Below are 17,415 nucleotides of genomic sequence, written 5' to 3'. Positions count from 1 at the left end.
CGCCCGTGGCGTCTTCTGCAGTCAACGCGCCGGTAACGCTAATTGACAACGGCGGCTCATGGACGATGGATAACGGTATCGTGAAAGCCACCATCACGAAGAACAACGCTTTCATGCCATCATTCGTCTTTCATGGGATGGAGATGTTGGCGGCTAGCGGAGGTACATGGGAGCACACTCCGCTTGGAGCGCCTCAGGTTTCCAATACGGTAACGATCGATCCGGCGACCCACAATGGCGATCGGGCAGAGGTTTCCGTGAAGGGAATCACGAACGGAACGTACATGCTCACTCGCAATGCTCCTGGAGGTGGCACGCTCTGCAATATGGAGATTCGTTATTCGCTCGGTCGTGGGGATAGTGGTATCTATGTATACGCCATCTTCAATCATCCGACGTCATATCCTGCTGCAGGCACCGGCGCTGAAGATCGATACATCACGCGCCTGAACCAGTCCTTCGATTGGATCACTGTCGACAAAGATCGCAACATGCTCGAAGCTGCACCAACGGATTGGGGGACCGGTGTGGTCGTTCATGCCAAAGAGCAGCGCATCATGAGCAAGGGAGTCTACAAGAATTCTGTCGAGCATAAGTACAGCTACTCCGGTATGCAATACAAAACCCCAGCCTATGGATGGTCGAGCACAAAGAACCATGTCGGGATGTGGTTCATCAATCCTTCTACGGAGTACCTCTCCGGTGGTCCGACGCGAATAGATCTCGACGCTCACTTTGGCGATAACGACGACCCGGAACCCATCATCCTTGACTACTGGCATAGCGGTCACTATGCAGGAGCGACTACACGCATCGCTGCTGGAGAGGATTGGACCAAAGTTGTCGGTCCTATCTTCATCTACGCGAATGCATTGGAGCACCCAAAGCCTACCAGTGATGCCGAACTCAAGATTCTCGAATCAACAGAGGGAAATCCGACGGTGCCGGAGAGCTGGTCTGCGAACGCTAATGCGCTATGGCAGGACGCATTGCTGCAAGCGAAGAAGGAAAGTGCGAAGTGGCCCTATGGATGGGTGAATGGCGTCGACTACACGCCGCTTTCCCAACGAGGAACCGTGGTCGGCCAGCTCGTACTGGAAGATCCTTTGGCGCCCCCAGGTTCATCGAAGAAATTGCCACATCTGATTGTAGGTCTGACGCACCCGGACGCACCGGCAGATTCCATGCCTGCTCCCCCACCAGCAGGTGCCTCTTCGCGTTTTGACCCGCGTGCCTTCGCCGTATTGAATTCAGGACCTGGCAGTTGGATGCACGATGCGCGTTTCTACCAGTTTTTCAACGATGGATCAGAAAGTGGGGCGTTCATGATCACAAAGGTTCGCCCCGGCAAATACACACTGCATGCGACCTCTGACGGTGTGCTTGGTGAGTTTGACCAAGTGGACGTCACTGTTGAACCAGGAAAGACGGTTGACCTCGGTAAACTGGTATGGAAGCCGGTTCGCTATGGACGTCAGCTATGGGAGATCGGCTGTCCCGACCGTGCAGCGGACGAGTTTTTCAAGGGTGATGGCAACAACTACTGGTTATGGGGCTGGAACCTGCGCTATGCACTGCTGTTTCCACGCGATTTGACCTACACGGTTGGCAAGAGCGATCCAAAGAAAGATTGGTTCTTCGAAGAGGTGCCGCATGCGACGAACCTCTCGTTTGTGAATCCTGAGGCGAAAGACCCAGCCAACCAGCGGTTTGGCTGGGTCAAGGCAGAGTCCCTTTCGCAGTATCCCCAGACAAACCAGACAGGTCCCTGGGCAGTCTATGGGCATGGGGATGCGACGGTGTGGACCGTCAGATTCAATGCCCATAAGCCGCTTCATGGGACGGCATCTTTGCGTGTGGCATTCGCCGGCGTAAACGGACTCCGACAGGGGCTGCCGATCTCCCTCAATGGTCAGCAGGTTGGTTCGCTTGGTGATGGATCGAGCAGCATCAATGCCCGCTTCATCAACACCGACGCTATCCGATACAACACTGATCAAGGTCTTTGGCAGCAACGCACATTACAGTTCGACGCGTCACTTCTTCATGCTGGCGTGAACCAACTCACATTCACTGTACCGGCGGGTGAACTATCAACTGGGGTCGTTTGGGACTACATCAGACTTGAGTTGAATGAGGCCAGCGAATGGAAGTTACATGGAAGCCTTCAGGACAGTCCTTCCCAAGGGTTGCGGTGATGAGCCCTTGACGCTTCGTCACCCGAGTTCGCGCCCTGTTACCTGCGGCTGAAGTATCCAGGCACAAAACTAAAGATACCGAAGGCAAGAGTTGTAATTGATCTCAAATGAAGTCCAGGAGTTCCATGACCGATGAGATTGGTAAACCTAAGCGCAAAAAGCGAACGGGTCTGCAAGGGGCGCATGTCGATCCCCTACGCGAACGTGAGTATCAAGAGGATCGCGAATACATCGTGCCTGTCCTCTGGCACGCCCTACAAGTCATTGAGGTACTTCGTGCCAAAGATACAGGACTGAAGCTAGAGGAAATACATCAGACAACCGGCATCGCGAAGTCGACCGTGTACCGAATCGTAAGAACACTGGTTGCCAAAAGATACGTTGCTCGTGACCAGCAGTCTCTCTATAAATGGTCATCGTTTTCGGAATAACAACTTTCAAGCCGGCGACCGAACCAGAATCCCCGAGTGCAGATGCAGGCCCTATCGTAAGTTTGAATGTTAAGAGTCCCTACCCAAAGGAATCCAAGACATTCGACAGTCCTTTTCTGCGCCCTTCTTCTCGCATACCTCACGGCAACTCTGCACGCGCAACGTACGCGCGAAAACTTTCATTTGGGCTGGCTCCTTCCGACGGGTAATCCGACGGGAGCAGCCCAGCCTGCCTTCGACGATTCTACAAGGAAGCATGTGATGCTTCCTCATGCCCAACGACGATTCTCTTCGCGTTTGAAGGTGATCTGATCCGGGAAGCGTTGCCTGACAAGCTCTCCTTCCAAGTGGCCCGGAGGTGGATCGGCGGAAGCGCGAACGATGATAATTCGGTAATCCCAGCGGGCATCCTCGCTGGTGTGGAGGCTTGGAGCGTACACCGTCAAATCCTTGACTTAGCCGAGCTTTTTCTGTCGTTCAAGGATGGCAATCTGCTATGCCATACGACCCCATTAGTGCCTCCACCATCGGTCACACCGTGAAGGCTTCACCATTTTTTGAGAGCACATCCTGCAACATCGCCTTGTCCAGCGTTAGCTCCGCCATCAGCTGCATCCGGCGTATGTTCTCTTCTTGCACCTGCATCATCCTCCGAACCTCGTCTACCTCCAGGCCAGCATGCTTATCCTTCCATCGGTAGAACGTCTCTTCGCTGATCCCAGCCTTCCGGATTACCTCAGCCACAGGGACACCCACCTGCGCCTGCTTCAACACGCCAGCATAGCAAACGGCGAGAGCCTGTCAACTGTACAACTGACCGCTGACTATCCTAAAGACCTCATCATCCGTACCATCCACAAATATTCAGCTTTTACGTGGTCTTCCTTTACCTTGACCATCGGAAACGCCTGGAAACTCCTAGGTTTGGCGGGCGAGATTCATGAGGAGCCGCGTGTCTTATCTCTCAGACAGGCAAGCGATCTTCCGCTTTTTGCGCGAACGCGAACGAGAGATCGATAGGCTCGCGGATTGCGATTGAGGTTCTGAGGCGGTGGACCGGTCACCCCAGACTCGCGAAGATTTTCTTGACGATTCCAAAGTTTCTCCGTCGTCGCTGAAAGATCTCCAGGACACCTGGCTGCTCTTATGGCCTGCGCATCCATCAATTTTGCTCGGGCACATCGAAGCGATTCATCGATCCATGTGCCTAACGAAAGAAAACTCCCCACAAAGGAGCTCAAATCTTTAGGGCTTCATCGGAACCGAGGCCCCCTTCCTGAGCTTTGGCGCTGCCAAAGATTCGAGGTGCCGAATGAAAACCCCCCGCTTGAAACCTCTGCCTCTTCACCGCCGATTGAGAAACCGCTCACCGCACGGGAACTCTCAAAAGTCGTTCCATTACATTGGGCGACCATCCTGCGATGGGCTCGAGCGGTTAAGATCCCTCATCGCCGCTTCTCCGCACGGAAGATATTTCTTATTCCTTCAGAGATTCCGGTTTGGATGTCAGCGCGTAGGTGTTAAATGTGCCGCCGAACCCGAAAGGACGGTAGCATGAACCCCAAGATTCGGAAACAGCCTTTCACGCTCAGGCGTGACCGGTATCAGCAAGGCTCATTGACAAGAGAAAAGAGAAACACGGGACCTGATGTTTGGGTCTATCGGTGGCGCGAGAAAAACCTCCGGGATCACGCTGGAGATATATTCACAGGCGGTCGACCTGGATAAGGGACAGGCTCAATGTTTCGGCTGAGCCAGCGTTGGAAGCAGTCGCTCCCGTTCCATACCGTTTAGACGGGCGCCTGACCGCAAATAAAAATTGAGTGTCAGCCTCATATTGAAGTTTTCGCATGGAGGAGGTAGGGGAACGCCTACTGGCGTCCCCTTCTTGGCCTTCACGTGATGATGTGATCCAGTACCGTTTCCTAACTTACAACTCCGCCGATCTGTTTCCGGTCACAAGACGCACCAGGGACGTGAGAATCACGGCGCCGATCACTGCGATGACAATGCTTATGATCAGGCCATGATCTCCGACTCCGCCCATACCGAGGTGAGAGGATATGAATCCTCCGATAAGTGCTCCGATGAGTCCGATCACCATGTCCATAAGGACTCCGAATCCGGAGCCCTTCATAATCTTGCCCGTCAGCCAGCCTGCAACGATACCGATGATGATCCAGGCAATGATTCCGTGTCCCATACTGCCTCCTAGGGGTTCGTGACATTTGTGAATCGACGTTCCGGGTGGCTTTATCAGCCGACCCACATTAACTTCTCCTCTAGAGAGAAGGTGCCGCTTCCGCTTCATCCTATTTGCTCTTCTTTGCCGAGTACTTTTCTTTACCCGACTTCGGTTTTATCGGAGCCTCCGGCTCCTTAGCGCTTTGCTTCAGGATCGGACCGCCGGCAGACATAATTTTTTTGGCGGCAGCCAATTCTTCTTTCAGGTTCGCATTGAGTAGCTTCACGACCTTTGTGAGGCCGAGAGAGGTTGCCATAGAAATGCACGCCTCATAGCCGGCAATTTCATAATGCTCCGTTCTCAGTGCGGCTCCGATCAATCCAGCGTCGAAAGAAGCTCCTTCCTCATCCTTCTCAAGCGCATCCTTGCCTTCTTCGATGACGCCTTCCATACCATTGCAGTGCTGGCCGGTGGGTTTTTCATCCAGTTCGGCGAAGACCTTCTTTAGCCGTTCCACCTGGCCCTTGGTTTCCTCGAGATGCGCTGAAAAGAGCTGCTTCAGTTTCGGGCTTTCAGCGCCCTTGGCCAACTTAGGCAGGGCCTTCACCAGCTGGTTTTCCGCACTGTACATATCGCGAAGCTCATCGAGCAGAACATCCTTCAAAGCCATGTGTGGCCTCCCGTGGTCTAGATAGACCGAGAAGTAAGATGCACGCCAGGCCTTGCAAGCGGTAGCACTCTCCGCGAAAACAGAGACGATGCTTTTTTTTGAGGGGGGAGGAGTTTCACTCCTCCCTGGCTGCAGCCGCTCACGCGTCTTTCGCCACCCACCTCAGATGGGATGAGAGTGCTGCCAACCATGTGGCAGGCTGAAGTGGTAGTCCACTTCACGAGGGAGGGCAAGGGCATGAAGGCAGCGAAGAAGTTGAAGTCGATCGCGAAGGAAGCGGCACGAGAGCTAGTTTCGGCAGTTGGCGTGGATCTCGGTGACCGTTGGAGTCACTGGTGCGCCTTGTCATCGACAGGCGAAGTGATTGAACGAGGACGAGTGAAGACCACGGCTGAAGATCTGTCCGAACTCGCTGCCGGTTGGATTGGCGTGCAAGTTGCGATTGAGAACGGAACTCACTCTGGGTGGATCAGCCGGACACTTGAGAAGGCCGGCTGCATCGTGTGGGTCGCTAACCCTTCAAGGTGGCGTGGCACGGCGCATTCTTCGAAGAACGACGCCAACGATGCAGAAGCTCTTGCCCGAGTCGTCCGAGTCGATCCGAAGCTGCTTTTCCCGATCACGCACCGCACGCAAGAGCAGCAGGAAGATCTGTCAGTCATACGGATTCGGGCGCAGCTTGTTAGAGCGAGAACGATGTTGGTGAACACGGCGCGGGGCGTGGTCAAGACTGTAGGGGCTCGTCTTCCAGCCACCGATGCGGACGCATTTCACAACACCAGCTGGCAGTCGGTGCCAGAGGCATTGCGGGAAGCGTTAAGGCCCCTCTATCAGTCGCTTGCTGTAATCACAGAGCAAGTGCGTGCTCTGGACCGTCGGATTGAGCAACTCTCGAAGGAGAAGTACCAGGCGACTACGCTATTACGGAGCGTCCCCGGGGTCGGGCCCGTCACCGCGTTAACCTACGTTTTGACCTTGGGTGATGCGGAGCGTTTTTCGACGAGCCGAGATGCAGGCGCTTTTCTTGGCCTAAGACCCCGACAACGACAGAGCGGATCACGTAACCCTGAACTTGGCATCGCCAAGAACGGGGACAACTATTTGCGTGGGCTTCTTGTGGAGTGCGCTCAGTACGTTCTCAGTCGAGGTCCAGATTCAGTTCTTAAGCGTTGGGGCCTAGGCTTGGCTCAAGCGGGTCCTCCAGCGAAGCGAAGAGCACTCGTCGCGGTCGCGCGGAAGCTGGCAGTGTTACTTCATTGCCTCTGGAGCAACGGAGAGCTGTACTGTCCGTTTCCGGAAAGCGTAGTCCCGTCGCAACCCGGACTGCTGCCAGCTTAACAGGTTGAACAAGTATGACGATGTGTGGTGACTGCGGCGTCCCGCTAGGCCTTTGAGGCCGCTCCTCAGCCTGCAGCACCAGACAAGATTTGGGAGACGCACCCCATTTTGCACCCAGTCCTTTGACTGATCAGAGTGCGTATGGAAGCGGGTCAGCAACTCTTAAGTCTTGACAACGGGCAGCCCTCTCATGGAAGCGGGAGGCTTCCTCCCGCAACGCCCACCCTGTAATTTGGCGTGCCTGCTGCACGCGATAGCGGAACCAGACCTTCCTAGTGGGTGAGTGTACCGGGACATGCGTTACGCTGTGGACCTGAGACATCCGTTACAAGCCCCTTGCGGTGGCGATGGTTTTGAGTTGAGGAGGTACGAAAAGACAACTATCTAGTCGTCGAGGCCGTGGGAATGTGGGAATCCCGAAGGGATTTCCAAAGAGTGTGGGAAGGGTGGGAAGCCGGCTTCTTGGCTTTCCATGCTTTCCATACTCTGTCATTTCCATGGCCTGCTTCTCGCCCGGGCGACGCTGAGTTTTTACGGCTACATCGACCAGCGTAATGGGCCGTACTCGGAAGGAATATTCGTCGTTATTGTTGTCGATGAGTGCTTTGGCGACCTAGCACACACCAATGCACACGCTCCCGAGAAGCACGTAGCCGGATCCATGGCCCGTCCTATAACGATAGCGTTTCATTTTGAGCCAAGAAGAATCGGATCAGTCTCAATCAACGTGAGCGACTTCACCATCGTTTGCGTAGTGGCTTTGTACTTCAGAAAATGGGCCGTCCGGAGGTGCGATTCGTATGCAGACTGGCTGCTGTAACTTTCGAAGAGCCGAACTTGGTTGGGTTGATCTTTCACCGACACGGCATAGAGAGCTGACACTCCGGGCTCCAGCCGGATCGACGCCTCAATCTCTTCTTTGAGTGCCGCCTTATAGGCCGCCAGTTGACTCGGATCAATCTCCAGCTCTGCGATTCTCACGATGCGTTGTTCAGTCACTTGTGCATACCCCGGCGGTACAAGGATGGAAGCAGCGAACGCTGCCAATGGAAGGACGCCGTAGATGATTCGCTTCAGAAACATGGTTCCTCCTGGCGACATGAAGTCATCAGAGGCTATTGCTTTTTGGCAATTCGGTCGCCTGCAGAGAGATCATCCGACCCGCGCCTCAGTCATCAGACCGTTTGACTTGAGTGCTCGGATGTCCCGGATCGGCGGGAGACCAAAGCAACGGCTGTATTCACGGCTGAATTGGCTGATGCTCTCGTAGCCAACCTCATAAGCGGCGGTGGTCGCATCAAGACCATCCATCAACATGCGTTCCCGTGCAGTTTGCAGCCGGAGCATCTTCTGGTATTGCAACGGACTCATGGACGTCAAGGCCCGGAACTGATGATGAAGTGTGGAGACGCCCATGCGCGCTGTGATGGCAAGTTCCTCCACGCTGAGCGGCTTTGTAAAATTGGCGCGTAGCCAGGAGATGGCTCGTGCCGTTCGCTGCACGAGGTCCCCACTTGTCGCGATCGCGCGGAGGCGGCCAGCCTGAGGTGTCTTGAGCAAACGGTAGATGATTTCACGCTGGATCAACGGGCTAAGAAACGGGATGTCCGCTGGCGTATCTACAAGATCGAGCAAACGTTGGCACGCAGCCAGCAGGTCCACGGTGGTCTCGCCCACTGCCAGCCCCTGACGGTGCGAGTTGACTTCCGGTTCCGGCAGATCATCGCGGGTCAAGACCTCGCGAACCAACGGCATATCGAATCGCAGGAACATCACCAGCAATGGCGTCTTCTCTGATGCCTCCACAATCTGGCTCCGCGCAGGCACGTCGATCGAAGAAAGAAGAAACGACGAGGGATCGCAAACGTATTCAACTTCCCCCAGAATGACGCGTTTTCGCCCTTGTACAAAAATGCTGAGGCTGGGCTCATACGAGGCTCGGTAGCACGGCGTCGGCTCGTCACGGTTATACAGAACAACACCGGGAATTGCAGTCACATGTTCGCCTGCACCCCCCGTAATCGAAGCGATGCGACGAGCAAGGGATCGCCTCGCTTCCTGTACGGCTGGGCTGCCAAGGGCAACGTTTTTCTTCTTATCAGGCATCTGAGGGCTCCCAGATCAAGGGTAGTACGTTTTGCCACAAATTTTAGGACAGAACAGGATTGTGCAAACAATCGGCAGGATTGGGTAAGTAAAGGATCGCCCCTCTCTCTAGGCTTGATCTTGACCTCGAAGTCGGCCGAACGGGCCGAAATAGAGAAACGGATACGAGAGGAAGAGACATGAACATTTCTTTTGCAGGCAAGGTAGCGCTCGTTACGGGCGCGGCATCTGGACTGGGCTTTGCAACGGCGAAGGCTTTCGCAGAATCTGGCGCAGCCGTTGTTCTGGCGGATGTGGACGAGAAGGCTGTTCAGGCAGCGGCCAAAGAGCTTTCAGATAGAGGATTCAAGACGCTGGCGATCCGCTGCGACGTCTCGAAGGACGACGAAGTCGAAGCGATGGTCAAGCAGACAGTGAAGACGTTCGGACGCCTGGATGCGGCCTATAACAATGCAGGCATTCAGAACGTACTTGCTGAAACCGCTGACTCGCCGCGCGACGATTACGACCGCGTCATGGGAGTGAATCTTCGTGGCGTATGGAGCTGCATGAAGTTCGAGCTGCAGGTGATGCGTGAGCAAGGCAGCGGCGCGATCGTGAACTGTTCTTCGCTGGGCGGCTTGGTCGGCGGCAATCAGCGTGGAACTTATCACGCAGCAAAGCACGGCGTCATCGGCTTCACCAAGAGCGCGGCCCTTGAGTATGCGACTCGCGGTATCCGTGTGAATGATGTTTGCCCCGGTCTTATCCGCACGGCAATGGCCGATCAAATGGAAGCCGGTGGGCAGGGTGAGGCACTCAAGACAATGCGCGAGATGTTCGTTCCCATGCAGCGGGAAGGCCGTCCCGAAGAGATCGCCAACACCGTGCTCTTCCTGTGCAGTGATGCAGCCAGCTACATTACCGGCCAGTCGATTTCCGTCGATGGTGGCTATGTGATGCGCTAGGCATTCGTATGAGTCAGATCACACTTGGTGATATGGCCGAAGAACCGAATGGAGTGCCGACCGATGCTGGAAGGCGCTACATCCTCAAGGCTGGGCTGGCAGCGAGCATTCTGGCGCTATGGCAGTCTGATCCCGTATGGGCTCTGGAGAATGAAATGTCCAAAGAAACTCAACACCGCGCACTTCCCAGCGTTTTGACGATGAGCGATGTTCAAACAGTCTCACTGGCATTGGCTCACTACACAGAGGGTCCACTGTTGAATGGCTTGCGGAAGCGCCCAGGGCTTTCACCGCGTGATCGGAGCGTCGTCACCGTGGCCGCGTTAATCGCCCGTATTCAGTCCGTAGATATGTCGCATCACTTCGCGCTCGCGCTCGACAACGGCGTGAAGCCTGCAGAGCTTTCCGAGATCATCACTCATCTGGCCTTCTATGCGGGATGGCCGAATGCGATGGCGGCAGTCGTGGTCGCGAAGGAACTCTTCGATGCCCGCAGCATCGGCGTGGATCAGCTCCCAGCGGCTCAGGGCAACCTGCTCCCCCTAAATGAGGAAGCAGAGAACCAGCGTGCAACGCAGGTGGGAAACAACTTCGGCGCGACCTCGCCGGGTCTTGTGCAGAACACAACGGATCTGCTCTTCCGCGATCTCTGGCTTCGCCCCGCTCTGGTGCCACGCGATCGCAGTCTCGTGACGGTAAGTGCGCTTATCGCGAACGGGCAGACGGCGCAGATCCCCTATCACCTTGGCCGCGCAATGGATAACGGCCTGACGCAGGAGCAGGCCTCGGAAGTGCTGACACACATCGCGTTCTACGCGGGGTGGCCATGCGCCTTTTCAGCTCTGCCTGTGGTGAAGGATGTCTTCGAAAAGCGGCAGAAATAGCTGGGCGCGAATCCAGAAAGGAATCTATGAAAAGCCTACGTTTCGTGATGCTCGCGCCGCTCGTATGCGTGACAGGATTTGCTCAGAGTCCGGCGACGACGCCTGACGCTTCGAAAAGCCTTGCCATTAGCCATGCCGGTGTGCGGCCAGTGGTCGATGGCTCACCGAAGTTCTTTACCGGCACAGCGAAGGTCGAACAGTTGTTCCCTGCGAATGCACCTTCGCGTGTCTCTGCCGGAATCGTGACCTTCGCTCCGGGAGCTCGAAGCGCATGGCACACCCATCCACTCGGTCAGGTCCTCATCATCACCGCTGGTACGGGACGCGTCCAAATGGACGGCGGTCCAATCCAGGTTGTCCACGCCGGGGATGTCGTCATCATCCCAGCCCATGTGAAGCACTGGCATGGAGCCGCTCCTGATTCCTCTATGTCTCACATCGCGATTCAGGACAACCTCGATGGCAATGCAGTGGACTGGCTTGAGCCTGTGACGGCCCAGCAATATAACGGCAGCAAGTAAGAGTTCTTGGAGGTAAAGGATGAGTGCATGGACGAAGGAACGGCTTCACGAGATCGCCACAACAGACGACCTGCATATCGCTCCGTTCCGCGAAGATGGCACAACAACTGGCACGCCGACATGGATATGGTCTGTGGTGGCCGATGGCGACTTGTATGTGCGGGCCTATAACGGAACGTCGTCACGTTGGTATCAAGCGGCAGCAAAACAGAAGGCCGGACAGATCACTGCAGCTGGCACGACGAACGATGTCTCGTTCGAAAAGGTGCAGGGTGAGATCAACGATCAGATCGACGCTGCGTATCGCTTGAAGTACGCGTCCAGCCCGTACTTGAACCCGATGATCGGTGACCGCGCGCGTGTGGCCACGATACGCATCCTGCCGAGACCCTAGCGATTCTCTGAACTCAAGCCGCACGCGTTACCGAAACGAAGGAGTATTCCATGCAGTACGCATATCTAGGAAGAACAGGCTTACAGGTCAGCAGGCTCGGACTTGGCACAATGAACTTCGGAATGGTCACGGATGAGGCGACAAGCTTCGAGATCATGGACGAGGCATTGAAGCAGGGCGTCATCCACTTCGATACAGCAGACGTCTACGGTGGCCCGCAGAAGCCTGACATCGAGAAGGGGTATGGCGTGTCCGAGGAGATCATCGGACGCTGGCTCGCCCAGGGTGGACGACGGGAGCATATCGTTCTTGCCACCAAGGTGTATCAGCCGATGGATTTGGGGCCGAATGACCGCAAACTCTCTGCGTACCACATACGCAAAGCCTGTGAAGACAGTCTTCGCCGTCTGCAGACAGATCATATCGATCTATACCAGATGCACCACATCGATCGCCGCACGCCGTGGGAAGAGATCTGGCAGGCGATGGAACTGCTAGTGCAACAAGGCAAGGTGCTCTATGTGGGCAGCAGCAACTTTGCAGGTTGGGATATCGCGACGGCCCAGAGCGAAGCAAAGGCCCGGCACTTCATGGGTCTCGCATCGGAACAGAGCCTTTACAACCTGACGGCTCGCACGATTGAACTGGAGGTAATCCCTGCCTGCAAATACTATGGGCTTGGTCTATTCCCATGGAGCCCTCTTGGCGGCGGCTTGCTCGGCGGCGTATTGCAGAAAGCGAAGGATGGTCGTCGCTCGTCAAAGCGCAGAGAGACTGAGAAGCTACGCCCTCAGTTGGAGGCATACGAAAACCTCTGCGAGGAACTTGGAGAGAAGCCCTCTGACGTGGCGATGGCCTGGTTGTTGCATAATCCTGCCGTAACCGCTCCCATCATGGGGCCGCGAACGAAAGAACAGCTAACCGAAGGACTTCATGCGCTGGACGTTAAGCTCTCTGAAGACACGCTCAAGCGTCTCGATGAGATCTGGCCCGGACCGGGCGGAGAAGCTCCTCAAGCGTATGCCTGGTAATCACAATGAAGCTGTTTGAAAGGACATCATGAAAATCACACGAGTAGGCACCACACCCTCTATGGTTGGCCCCGCAGACTGGTTCACCGGCAATGTCCGCGTTGACTCCCTGTTTCCGCCGGATGGCGGACGGCACTCGAACGGCGGCATCGTCACCTTCGAACCCGGCGCACGTACCCGCTGGCACACACACCCTGCAGGTCAGACAATCATTATCACGCAGGGACTTGGATTCGTTCAGCGCGAAGGCGGCCCCATCGAAGAAGTCAGACCGGGTGATGTTGTCTTCTTTGAAGTTGGCGAGAAGCATTGGCACGGCGCCTCCTCTCAAGTTGGCATGACACATATCGCCATCACGGAAGTACTCGATGGCAAGGCAGTCGACTGGCTTGAACCCGTCACGGACGAACAGTACGCGCAGTGAAGTGTTCATGATAAAGAGCAAGAGCTACCGCAATGGTGTCGATTGCGGTAGCTGAAGGGTAGGAGGTTTTGGCTTGTTCGAATCACTGAGTGGCGAAACACAGTTGTATCCAATTCTTGGTGACCCTATCGGCTTTGTGAAGTCACCGCAACGTCTCACCGCGAATTTCGCGGAGCGCAAACACAACGGTGCCTGCGTGCCGATGCTTGCCCCGGAGGGCACACTCAGCGACCTGCTGCGGGGCATCGCTCCAGTGTCCAATGTGCGAGGGCTGCTCGTGACCATGCCGCACAAGTGCACCATGTTTCAACACTGCGCGACGGCCTCTGAGACGTCGAAGTTGTTGCAAGTGGTCAGCATTGTTCGGCGTAACGAAGACGGTTCGTGGCATGGGGACATGCTTGATGGCCTGGCTTTCGTCGAGGCCCAGAAGAAGGCTGGAGCAACGGTCGAGGGCGCGCGAGTCCTCCAGATTGGAGCAGGGGCGGCCGGTAGCGCCATCGCGGCTGCCATGCTGGATGCAGGGATTCGTGAGTTGATCCTTCATGATGTCGATACCGCGAAGGCGGAGGATTTAGTTAAGCTCCTGGCGCATCGCGGTCAAGTGGCATCCGGCCCGCCTGATCCCACAGGTTTCGACATGGTCATCAACACAACGCCGATGGGAATGCATCCAGAGGATCCATTGCCTGTTTCGAGTGAGCTCCTCACCGCATCCATGTTTGTTGGAGATGTGGTCGCGGGACATGGACAGACACCGCTCTTGGAGGCCGCTCAAGCCGCCGGCTGCAAAACAGCCGACGGCTCCGGGATGGTCGACGCTGGATTGGACTTGATGCTTGAGTTTCTGCTGCAGAAGCAGTGATCTTTTACACCATCCCTCGTGGCCTGTGTTGAGCGATGCCGAACTCATCTGACGAGAACAGGCCGATGCACTCATTGAGGATCAGAAGACTCTTCGTGCCGCCCTGAAACGAAGCTCTTCCGCGTTCAGCTCTCCGACCTCGAGGTCTCGAAAGTAAACTCTGTAGAACCCAGGTGTGGTTAGCTCAAGCGGGAGCTCTTCGAAGCGGAATACTTCGCTGATGAAGATTCTCGTCTTGTGCCAGCTGATGTCGCCACTGTTATTCGCTTTTCGCAGAAGAAGCCCTTTGGGGTACTTGAACTCCGGCAATTTGCGTGGCAGTCGGACAGAACTGGGATGATAGAGACTGGCCGGAACTGCGTTGTTCAGGCCCTCATGTGGACGCTCGTTATTGAACACGTAGCGAAAATTATCGAAGCGGCTCTGCTGTGCACGAAGAGATGACGCAGGCGGTTTCGTCGTGTCCTCCTTCAGTGTGCGATGCATGCGCTCGTGACGACCGTTCTGTTGCGGTCGGCCTGCTTGAATCCGCTCGTGAACAATCCCCAGCTTCATCCAGCCGAGCGCGAGCTTCGAAAGTCCCATGAGCCCCGTGCCCGCGAACGGCGCGCCGTTGTCGGTCCTGATTCGCGCTGGCATTTCGTACTCCCGCATAGCTGCTTCACAGATCGCGCGAACCTGGCTAAGGTCTATGCGCGAGACGATCTGGCAACGAATCAGATAACGGCTATACGCATCGGTTATCGTAAACGGATCGCATCGCTTGCCGTCGCCCGTCACGAAGTAGCCTTTGAAATCCATGCACCACAGCTGATTGGGTCCTGTGACCATTGAGAACGGTTCTGAGCAAGGCGTGATGCGTTTTCTTTTCTTCTGTGGACTCGTCAAGCCCGCCCGGCTCAGGATGTTTCCGAACGTGCTGGCTGCAGGCCATACCAGTTCTGGCTGTAACATTTCCAGCCTTGCCTTGAGTTTGCGTGCGCCCCAGGACGGACGCTTGGCTCGGAGCACAAGAATAGCGTTCTCCATCGGCTCAAGGGTTGCGTGCGAACAGGTATGTGGCCGCCGGCTGCGATCCACGAGTCCTTCGGGTCCGGTCTCGTTGTAACGGTTGATCCAGCGGTAAGGCCGTTGGACGTGAGATTCCGTACGCGCGACACAGGTCCGCCACTGACATCTCTTCCTTCTGATAACTCGATAAAAACTGCAAACGTTGATCCAAGATACAACTCTCTTTCCAGGGCATACACCATCGTCGTGTGTCACCCCAACGGCGCGTGTCCGTTAGCGTCGCGCTTCGCTGTAAACCATGTCTCCGGTCTATTTCGTAACGCAAGTGCTAAGTACGCTCATGGGTGAGCGAAGCGGGACACTGTTTACGTTTTGGACCGGAGAGATGGTTTACAAGCCCCTTGCGGAGGAAGTGGCTCTGGTTCAGGGTTATGGCTTGCTAGGCCCGGTCTTAATAAGATATCTCGTCGCCGTCGAAGCGTTGGGAATGTGGGAATCCCGAAGGGATTTCCAAGGGGAGTGGGAAGGGTGGAAAACCGGCTGTATGGTTTTCCATGCTTTCCACTCCTCGGCATTTCCAACGCTTGCTTTCATGGGCGAAGCCCGGGCCGAAATCGCATGTCGTCGACATTGAACTCACCGACTTCCAAAGAGCAGAAATACACTCGGTAGAAGTTCTCCTCTACTTTTTCAAGCGCAATATCTTCACCACGGAAGACCTCGCTGATAAAGACCCTGCTCTTATGCCAGCTGATGTCTCCCGCATCGTTCACGCGCCGTGTCTGGAAGTGAGCTGGGTACTGATGAGCCTTCGTGTACCGTGGCAGGAGCCGCGAGCTCGGGACGTAAATGCTGCCTGGAGTCTCGTTCCGCAAAGCTTCATGAGGACGCTCATGGTTGTAGACGCGAACGAACTCATCGAATCGCTTCTGCTGCGCATGAAGGGTCTTCGCCGACGGGTTGGTCGTATCCTGCTTGAGTGTGCGGTGCATGCGCTCATGGCGGCCGTTTTGCTGCGGCTTGCCTGGCTGAATGCGCTCATGCACGATCCCAAGTCGTACCCAGCTCAGCGACAACCGCGAAAGCCCCATCACACCAAGTCCAGAGAACGGATTTCCGTTGTCCGTGCGAATCCGTTCGGGAACACCGTACTCGCGCATCGCGGCCTCGCAGATCGCAAGGACGTGCGCAGTATCCATGCGAGCCACTGCCTGACAACGGATCAGATAGCGACTGTAGGCATCGGTGATCGTGAAGGGATCGCATCGGTTCCCGTCGCCAGTGCGGAACCATCCCTTGAAGTCCATGCACCATAGCTGATTCGGAGCGGTGACCTCGGCGAAGGGCTCTGAGTACGGGGTCGTTCTACGTCTCTTGCGAACAGGGTTGGTGAGTCCCGCCCGGCGCAGAATCTGACCGACGGTGCTTGCCGCCGGCCACACGACGTTCGGGTTCATCTTCTCCAGACGAGCCTTCAGCTTCCGCGCTCCCCAGGATGGAAAGCGCTTGCGCAATGCAAGGATCTCGTTCTCGACCTCCAACGACGTTGCGTGAGCACAGCCGTGGGGCTTGCGCGAAATATCCAGCAAGCCTTCCGGCCCGACTTCGTTATATCGCTTGATCCACTTATATGCGGTTGGGCGAGAGATGCCGTACTCGTGGCACAGGTCCGTAACAGACATCTCTTCCTTCTGATAACTCGACAAGAACTGCAAGCGCTGATCCACAATACGACTCTCTTTCCAAGGCATAAACGCATTTTCGTGCGTTCAACCAATGCTTAGGAGCCCTCAGACCTCCATATCTGTAAACGATGTCTCCGGTCTTTCGTGTAAACCATGTCCTCGGTACCTACTTGGGCTCTGCCCCCCGCGCGCGTCAAGGGGTCTCCCGCAGTCTTCCGCGCTGCGCTTGTGCAGACCTCCGCTTGCGCTCCGCCCTTTCCGTTCCGCCTTCGACTCCCTCTCCAAGGGTGGGAGATACCCCTCCCCTTGACGCTTGCTACCCCCGCCTTCGCCAGGTGGCGTTCGGCATGTACATGCCGCGTTTCAACGCGGACGTGCCAAAGCCAAACCCCAAGGAGAAGACGCCATGAGCAGCAACGCCACCACCAACATCATCGACAGCAAGAAGCCACTCAGCAAGCAGGAACTGATCACCGCGAATATCAAGCTCCTCATCGAGCAGCTGGAGGCAGGCAAGTCCGACGCCCTCACAAACTATCTCTCCGCGATGAGCCGCTTTCACAACTATTCTTTCGGCAACGTTCTAGAGATCGCCCGACAGAAAGCAGTGACATAGTGCTATACCTCGCTGGCGTCAATAAACATAGGGGTTTGGGCGTTGCTGGTGACGCGCGATGGAGAACGGCGGCCAGTATGGATGAGGCGGACGGCTCTATGGACGGCTG

General features: G+C 55.9%; 15 protein-coding genes and 3 pseudogenes. 11 read left to right on the top strand and 7 right to left on the bottom strand.

All coding sequences use genetic code 11. From position 1 onward, the window contains the following. The first annotated feature begins 5 nt into the window (after positions 1–5). Positions 6–2,198: a polysaccharide lyase family protein gene (locus OHL14_RS00885; protein ID WP_263377418.1), complete on the top strand. Its 2,193-nt coding sequence runs from the start codon at positions 6–8 to the stop codon at positions 2,196–2,198. A gap of 125 nt (positions 2,199–2,323) precedes the next feature. Then, positions 2,324–2,629: a helix-turn-helix domain-containing protein gene (locus tag OHL14_RS00880; RefSeq protein ID WP_263377417.1), complete on the top strand. Its 306-nt coding sequence runs from the start codon at positions 2,324–2,326 to the stop codon at positions 2,627–2,629. 555 nt (positions 2,630–3,184) lie between these two features. Here the strand turns inward: OHL14_RS00880 and OHL14_RS00875 are convergent. The 3 genes and pseudogenes from OHL14_RS00875 to OHL14_RS00865 form a co-directional block, all read right to left on the bottom strand. After that, positions 3,185–3,403 (bottom strand): annotated as a pseudogene (locus OHL14_RS00875) (transposase); the annotation flags it as partial. A gap of 1,156 nt (positions 3,404–4,559) precedes the next feature. Then, a complete protein-coding gene (locus OHL14_RS00870; RefSeq protein WP_263377415.1) occupies positions 4,560–4,832 on the bottom strand; it encodes a GlsB/YeaQ/YmgE family stress response membrane protein in 273 nt (90 codons plus the stop codon). A gap of 109 nt (positions 4,833–4,941) precedes the next feature. After that, positions 4,942–5,484, bottom strand: coding sequence for a YciE/YciF ferroxidase family protein (locus OHL14_RS00865; RefSeq protein ID WP_263377414.1), 543 nt, complete (start codon positions 5,482–5,484; stop codon positions 4,942–4,944). 237 nt (positions 5,485–5,721) lie between these two features. Between OHL14_RS00865 and OHL14_RS00860 the strand changes: the two genes are divergently transcribed. Continuing rightward, positions 5,722–6,822, top strand: a complete 1,101-nt coding sequence (locus OHL14_RS00860) for an IS110 family RNA-guided transposase (RefSeq protein WP_263377413.1) — start codon at positions 5,722–5,724, stop codon at positions 6,820–6,822. A 687-nt stretch (positions 6,823–7,509) separates the two neighbouring features. Here the strand turns inward: OHL14_RS00860 and OHL14_RS00855 are convergent. Together OHL14_RS00855 and OHL14_RS00850 are read right to left on the bottom strand one after the other, a co-directional pair. Continuing rightward, positions 7,510–7,905, bottom strand: coding sequence for a putative quinol monooxygenase (locus OHL14_RS00855; protein WP_263377412.1), 396 nt, complete (start codon positions 7,903–7,905; stop codon positions 7,510–7,512). 69 nt (positions 7,906–7,974) lie between these two features. Beyond that, positions 7,975–8,928: an AraC family transcriptional regulator gene (locus OHL14_RS00850; protein WP_263377411.1), complete on the bottom strand. Its 954-nt coding sequence runs from the start codon at positions 8,926–8,928 to the stop codon at positions 7,975–7,977. 179 nt (positions 8,929–9,107) lie between these two features. On the opposite strand from OHL14_RS00850, the gene OHL14_RS00845 reads away from it, so the two are divergent. From OHL14_RS00845 to OHL14_RS00815, 7 genes are all read left to right on the top strand, one after another. Next, positions 9,108–9,875, top strand: a complete 768-nt coding sequence (locus OHL14_RS00845; RefSeq protein ID WP_263377410.1) for an SDR family NAD(P)-dependent oxidoreductase — start codon at positions 9,108–9,110, stop codon at positions 9,873–9,875. 32 nt (positions 9,876–9,907) lie between these two features. Next, positions 9,908–10,759 carry a carboxymuconolactone decarboxylase family protein gene (locus OHL14_RS00840; RefSeq protein WP_263377409.1) on the top strand — a complete coding sequence of 284 codons (852 nt, stop codon included), beginning with the start codon at positions 9,908–9,910 and terminating at the stop codon, positions 10,757–10,759. A 26-nt stretch (positions 10,760–10,785) separates the two neighbouring features. Further along, positions 10,786–11,280: a (R)-mandelonitrile lyase gene (locus OHL14_RS00835; RefSeq protein ID WP_263377408.1), complete on the top strand. Its 495-nt coding sequence runs from the start codon at positions 10,786–10,788 to the stop codon at positions 11,278–11,280. A 19-nt stretch (positions 11,281–11,299) separates the two neighbouring features. Continuing rightward, a complete protein-coding gene (locus OHL14_RS00830) occupies positions 11,300–11,674 on the top strand; it encodes a DUF2255 family protein (protein WP_263377407.1) in 375 nt (124 codons plus the stop codon). A gap of 50 nt (positions 11,675–11,724) precedes the next feature. Then, positions 11,725–12,705, top strand: coding sequence for an aldo/keto reductase (locus OHL14_RS00825; RefSeq protein ID WP_263377406.1), 981 nt, complete (start codon positions 11,725–11,727; stop codon positions 12,703–12,705). A gap of 28 nt (positions 12,706–12,733) precedes the next feature. Beyond that, positions 12,734–13,129 carry a (R)-mandelonitrile lyase gene (locus OHL14_RS00820; protein ID WP_263377405.1) on the top strand — a complete coding sequence of 132 codons (396 nt, stop codon included), beginning with the start codon at positions 12,734–12,736 and terminating at the stop codon, positions 13,127–13,129. Between the two features lie 73 nt (positions 13,130–13,202). After that, the gene (locus OHL14_RS00815; RefSeq protein ID WP_263377404.1) at positions 13,203–13,994 is read left to right on the top strand and encodes a shikimate dehydrogenase family protein; all 792 of its coding nucleotides are present in this window, start codon (positions 13,203–13,205) and stop codon (positions 13,992–13,994) included. An 81-nt stretch (positions 13,995–14,075) separates the two neighbouring features. Here OHL14_RS00815 and OHL14_RS00810 read toward each other — a convergent pair. Continuing rightward, positions 14,076–15,240, bottom strand: a pseudogene (locus tag OHL14_RS00810) (helix-turn-helix domain-containing protein). 355 nt (positions 15,241–15,595) lie between these two features. After that, positions 15,596–16,732 (bottom strand): IS481 family transposase, encoded by a 1,137-nt coding sequence (locus tag OHL14_RS00805; protein WP_263377402.1) that lies wholly within the window; start codon positions 16,730–16,732, stop codon positions 15,596–15,598. A 364-nt stretch (positions 16,733–17,096) separates the two neighbouring features. On the opposite strand from OHL14_RS00805, the pseudogene OHL14_RS00800 reads away from it, so the two are divergent. Beyond that, positions 17,097–17,294 (top strand): annotated as a pseudogene (locus tag OHL14_RS00800) (DUF1738 domain-containing protein); the annotation flags it as partial. Positions 17,295–17,415: the final 121 nt, after the last annotated feature.

The organism is Granulicella paludicola (genome assembly GCF_025685545.1).
Taxonomy (GTDB): Bacteria; Acidobacteriota; Terriglobia; order Terriglobales; family Acidobacteriaceae; genus Granulicella; species Granulicella paludicola.
Note: the sequence above shows the minus strand (reverse complement) of the source record. Positions and strands in the feature narration are given on the sequence as shown.

What these genes read in the sequence shown, in the direction of transcription:
- OHL14_RS00880 (WP_263377417.1), top strand. Translation starts at nt 2,324, where the DNA reads ATGACCGATGAGATTGGTAAACCTAAGCGCAAAAAGCGAACGGGTCTG.
- OHL14_RS00870 (WP_263377415.1), bottom strand. Translation starts at nt 4,832, where the DNA reads ATGGGACACGGAATCATTGCCTGGATCATCATCGGTATCGTTGCAGGC.
- OHL14_RS00865 (WP_263377414.1), bottom strand. Translation starts at nt 5,484, where the DNA reads ATGGCTTTGAAGGATGTTCTGCTCGATGAGCTTCGCGATATGTACAGT.
- OHL14_RS00860 (WP_263377413.1), top strand. Translation starts at nt 5,722, where the DNA reads ATGAAGGCAGCGAAGAAGTTGAAGTCGATCGCGAAGGAAGCGGCACGA.
- OHL14_RS00855 (WP_263377412.1), bottom strand. Translation starts at nt 7,905, where the DNA reads ATGTTTCTGAAGCGAATCATCTACGGCGTCCTTCCATTGGCAGCGTTC.
- OHL14_RS00850 (WP_263377411.1), bottom strand. Translation starts at nt 8,928, where the DNA reads ATGCCTGATAAGAAGAAAAACGTTGCCCTTGGCAGCCCAGCCGTACAG.
- OHL14_RS00845 (WP_263377410.1), top strand. Translation starts at nt 9,108, where the DNA reads ATGAACATTTCTTTTGCAGGCAAGGTAGCGCTCGTTACGGGCGCGGCA.
- OHL14_RS00840 (WP_263377409.1), top strand. Translation starts at nt 9,908, where the DNA reads ATGGCCGAAGAACCGAATGGAGTGCCGACCGATGCTGGAAGGCGCTAC.
- OHL14_RS00835 (WP_263377408.1), top strand. Translation starts at nt 10,786, where the DNA reads ATGAAAAGCCTACGTTTCGTGATGCTCGCGCCGCTCGTATGCGTGACA.
- OHL14_RS00830 (WP_263377407.1), top strand. Translation starts at nt 11,300, where the DNA reads ATGAGTGCATGGACGAAGGAACGGCTTCACGAGATCGCCACAACAGAC.
- OHL14_RS00825 (WP_263377406.1), top strand. Translation starts at nt 11,725, where the DNA reads ATGCAGTACGCATATCTAGGAAGAACAGGCTTACAGGTCAGCAGGCTC.
- OHL14_RS00820 (WP_263377405.1), top strand. Translation starts at nt 12,734, where the DNA reads ATGAAAATCACACGAGTAGGCACCACACCCTCTATGGTTGGCCCCGCA.